Here is a 4,509-nt window from a genome sequence, read left to right as displayed (position 1 = left end):
ATCCAGGAGTGCGTCGACGCGCTCCCCGGCAGGCCCCGCATCGTCCTGATCGGCTACGCCGGTGGCGGCCTGATCGCCCGCAACGCGCTCGGGGTCGCGACCTCCGGGGCTCGGCCGTGGACGACGTACGTCTCCGAGCTGATCGCCCTCGGCACCACCCCCTACGCGGTCACCTCCGCCCCGATCTCGGGTGGGGTCGGCAAGCAGATCGACGAGCACCTCGCCGGGATCGCCGTCGTCGGTGCCGACGAGGCGATGCTCCCGCCGCGACCTGATGTCGACTACCTGCTGGTGACCGACAAGGCGACCTCGCGACCCAACCGGGTCGGCCGTCTCTTCGGGGAGATGCTGTGGTGGCGGCACAAGACGCCGTTGCGGTCGCGACGGGTGCGCGACCTGTTCCCGACGGCGGAGCGCTTCACGCTCTCGACCGCCGAGACGCCGCTCTCGAACCATCCGGCCGTGCACGACGCGCTGCTGCGCTGGCTGGCCTGAGCCCGGGCCGAGCGAATACGCCGTCGGCGAACATTGGCACACCAGCCGTGGAACAACTGGATGTGGCGGCTAGTGTCGATCCTGTGAACATCGACTCCAGCGCGGCTGACGCTCACGCCGGTGCCCCAGGGCTCTCTCCGAGCCTGGGCGGCAACGGCGGCGGTCTGAGCCTTCTCGACGACAACATCTACAACCGACTGCTGCGGGAGCGCATCGTCTTCCTCGGCTCCGAGGTCCGCGACCAGAACGCGAACGCGATCTGCGCGCAGCTCCTGCTGCTCTCCGCGGAGGACCCCGAGGCCGACATCTTCCTTCACATCAACTCGCCCGGTGGTTCGGTGGATGCCGGTATGGCCATCTACGACACGATGAACTACATCCCCAACGACGTGGCCACCGTCGGCATGGGGCTGGCCGCCTCGATGGGCCAGTTCCTCCTCTGTGCCGGCGCGAAGGGCAAGCGCTACGCGCTGCCCCACGCGCGGATCATGATGCACCAGCCCTCCTCGGGTATGGGCGGTTCGGCCTCCGACATCAAGATCCAGGCCCAGCAGTCCCTGCACATCAAGAAGGTGCTGCTGGAGCTGATCAGCGAGCACACCGGCCAGAGCGTCGACCAGGTGACCAAGGACGCCGACCGTGACCGGTGGTTCACCGCCTCCGAGGCGCTCGACTACGGCCTGGTCGACCAGGTCATCAAGAGCGCGAAGGAAGCCTCCGACGAGGGCCGCCCCGCCCACAAGAAGGACTGAGGACATGAACTACTACATCCCGCAGTGGGAGGAGCGTACGTCGTACGGCGTCCGCCGGATCGACCCCTACGCCAAGCTCTTCGAGGACCGGATCATCTACCTGGGCACCCCGATCAGCGACGACGTCGCCAACGCGGTCATCGCCCAGCTGCTCTGCCTGCAGTCGATGAACCCGGACCAGGACATCTCGATCTACATCAACAGCCCGGGTGGCTCGTTCACGGCCTGCACCGCGATCTACGACACGATGCAGTTCATCAAGCCGGACGTGCAGACCGTCTGCATCGGACAGGCCGCCTCGGCCGCCGCGATCCTGCTCGGCGCCGGTGCCAAGGGCAAGCGGATGGCGCTGCCCAACAGCCGCATCCTGATCCACCAGCCCTACACCGAGGGCACCTTCGGCCAGACCTCCGACATCGAGATCCAGGCCAACGAGATCCTGCGGATGCGTGAGCTGCTCGAGAAGATGATCGCCGACCACAGCGGCAAGTCGATGGACGAGGTCAGCCACGACATCGAGCGCGACAAGATCCTGACCGCCACCCAGGCGGTGGAGTACGGCCTGATCGACTCGGTGCTCGAGTCGCTCAAGACGCCGCAGCTCGTTTGACCAATGGGCCCCGCGCCGATCCCACACACAGGGCGCGGCGCGGGGTACCGTCAGTAACTATTCGGACCTAGCAGCACAAGTCGGGGAAGGAAGGCCACTCGTGGCACGCATCGGCGACGGAGGTGACCTGCTGAAGTGCTCCTTCTGCGGGAAGAGCCAGAAGCAGGTCAAGAAGCTCATCGCGGGTCCCGGCGTCTACATCTGCGACGAGTGCATCGACCTCTGCAACGAGATCATCGAGGAGGAGCTCAACGAGGGCTCCGAGGTGGAGATCGCCGACCTCCCCAAGCCGAAGGAGATCTTCGACTTCCTCAACTCCTACGTCATCGGTCAGGAGCAGGCGAAGAAGTCGCTCGCCGTGGCGGTCTACAACCACTACAAGCGCGTCCAGGCCGGTCTGCAGCCCGGCGGCCCGCAGGGCCCCGGCAAGCACGCCAAGGAGGAGCAGGTCGAGGTCGCCAAGTCCAACATCTTGGTGATCGGCCCGACCGGATGCGGCAAGACCTACCTGGCGCAGACCCTGGCCCGCATGCTCAACGTCCCGTTCGCGATCGCGGACGCGACCGCGCTGACGGAGGCCGGCTACGTCGGTGAGGACGTCGAGAACATCCTCCTCAAGCTGATCCAGGCCGCAGACTACGACGTCAAGAAGGCCGAGACCGGCATCATCTACATCGACGAGATCGACAAGGTGGCCCGCAAGGCGGAGAACCCCTCGATCACGCGCGACGTCTCCGGTGAGGGCGTGCAGCAGGCGCTGCTGAAGATCATCGAGGGCACCACCGCCTCGGTGCCGCCGCAGGGTGGCCGCAAGCACCCGCACCAGGAGTTCATCCAGATCGACACCACCAACATCCTCTTCGTGGTGGGTGGCGCCTTCGCCGGTCTGGAGCACATCATCGAGCAGCGCGTGGGCAAGAAGACCCTGGGCTTCACCGCCGAGGTCCGCGGCAAGGCCGAGAAGGAGGCCGAGGACCTCCTCAAGCTGGTCCGCCCCGAGGACCTCACCAAGTTCGGCCTGATCCCCGAGTTCATCGGCCGGCTGCCGCTGATCGCGAGCGTCGAGAAGCTCGACCAGACCGCTCTGGTGAAGATCCTGACCGAGCCGCGCAACGCCCTGGTGAAGCAATACCAGAAGCTCTTCGACCTCGACGGCGTCGACCTCGAGTTCACCGACGACGCGGTCACGGCGATCGCCGACAAGGCCCTCGAGCGCGGCACCGGTGCCCGTGGCCTGCGGGCGATCATCGAGGAGGTCCTCCTCTACGTGATGTACGACGTGCCCTCCCGCGGCGACGTCGGCAAGGTGATCGTCACCCGTGAGGTGGTCGAGGACGGCGAGATGCCGACCCTCGTGCCGCGCGAGAAGGAAACCAAGAAGAAGTCGGCCTAGCCCGTTTGGGTCATTTTCGCCGTCCGGGTCGGTATCGGCCCGGACGGTCGGACACAATACGCACTGATGATCGTCTGTACCTTTCCAGCTCCGTCACTCGGTAGGGAAGTGGGCACGTGAGGTTCCAGAGGGGCCCGGTGTTGGCCTACGCCGCCGTAGTGCTCATCGGCCTGCTCGTGGTCGTCCAGACCCTCAGCCCGGACGTGTCCGCGTTGCACAGGGTGCCGCGTACGCTCTCAGGACAGGCCGATTTCACGGTGATCCCGCCGGCGCCGGCCCCCGGCGTCTCCGGGGTCTCGACGATCCCCAGCACGGCGCCGGATGCCGACGGGGAGCACGAGCAGGGAGGCCCCGCCGAGCCGGCCGAGTCGGCCGAGGAGAAGCCCGACGAGGCGCCCTCAGCGCCTCCTGCCGAGCAGCCCGACGCTCCGTCCCCCGACGAGCCGGCCGAGCCGGCCGACCCCGGTGACGGCGAGGGCGACGCGAACCCGCCCACGCTGGTGCCGTCCGTGGGACCGATCCCGGGCATCATGGCGCCGCTGCTGTGGCCGTTCGTGGCCGAGGAGGACGCCCGGCCCGTCGACGAGGCCGTGCCGATGTTCCTGCGTCAGCTGATCGCCGCGGACGCCGGTGTGCCCGTCGAGGATCTACCGATCGAGCCGCCCAAGAAGGACAGGGACCCCGACGGGAAGACCGAGGAGGGCACGGAGCCTGCGAAGGAGTCCGAGAAGGACGAGTCCGACGTCGAGCGGATCGCCGAGGACGCCTGTGAGCTCACCGCCGCGATCGCCGAGGACGTGAAGCCGCTGCCCGGTGCGAGCGAGGCTCCAGAGCCGGAGGCCACGCCGGAGTGCGGTAAGGCGTGCACTGAGTCGAAGACCCCGGTAGGGTCGTCGCCCGCAGCCGACCCCGAGGCAACAACCGATTCCGCTGAGCCGTCCGACGACGAGCCGTCCAAGGCCGAGACGACGGAGGCAGCGGAGACGGAGCACGAGCCGAAGGAAGGCAGCAAGGACGACAAGGTTTGCGCCGAGAAGTCGGTGCAGTAGGGATCACTCCGATGGCGACCCGCACCACGCCGGAGTGACCGGCCGAGCGAGTCCCCCCGGGCGCTGGGCCGAAGTGAGGGACGAAGCAGGCCCCGGACCGCCAGGTCCCTGTCCGACCATCGGATGCGGCACGGCCGGCTCACCGACGCGCACCGCTGGTGGCGGCTCGACCAGGTCCGGCAGGAACCGCAACCTCAGTCCCCGTCGGAG

At 67.7% G+C, this 4,509-nt stretch carries 5 protein-coding genes; all 5 read left to right on the top strand.

The genetic code is table 11. The features are described 5' to 3' along the window. Positions 1-495: hypothetical protein (locus tag ACFVJS_RS26425; protein ID WP_378886534.1), on the top strand; the 495-nt coding region annotated here is incomplete at its 5' end. Positions 496-638: 143 nt separating this feature from the next. Further along, positions 639-1,247, top strand: coding sequence for an ATP-dependent Clp protease proteolytic subunit (locus ACFVJS_RS26420; RefSeq protein ID WP_165113294.1), 609 nt, complete (start codon positions 639-641; stop codon positions 1,245-1,247). Positions 1,248-1,251: 4 nt separating this feature from the next. Continuing rightward, entirely contained in the window at positions 1,252-1,857 is a 606-nt protein-coding gene (locus ACFVJS_RS26415) for an ATP-dependent Clp protease proteolytic subunit (protein ID WP_165113262.1), read from the top strand. A gap of 100 nt (positions 1,858-1,957) precedes the next feature. Beyond that, positions 1,958-3,250, top strand: coding sequence for an ATP-dependent Clp protease ATP-binding subunit ClpX (gene clpX / locus ACFVJS_RS26410; protein ID WP_378886533.1), 1,293 nt, complete (start codon positions 1,958-1,960; stop codon positions 3,248-3,250). Between the two features lie 116 nt (positions 3,251-3,366). Beyond that, on the top strand, positions 3,367-4,299 hold the full coding sequence (locus tag ACFVJS_RS26405) for a hypothetical protein (protein ID WP_378886532.1): 933 nt from the start codon (positions 3,367-3,369) through the stop codon (positions 4,297-4,299). Positions 4,300-4,509: the final 210 nt, after the last annotated feature.

Source organism: Nocardioides sp. NPDC057772, from assembly GCF_042798075.1.
In the GTDB taxonomy this organism is placed as follows: domain Bacteria; phylum Actinomycetota; class Actinomycetes; order Propionibacteriales; family Nocardioidaceae; genus Nocardioides.
This window is presented reverse-complemented; position numbering and strand designations above follow the sequence as displayed.

What these genes read in the sequence shown, in the direction of transcription:
- ACFVJS_RS26415 (WP_165113262.1), top strand. Translation starts at nt 1,252, where the DNA reads ATGAACTACTACATCCCGCAGTGGGAGGAGCGTACGTCGTACGGCGTC.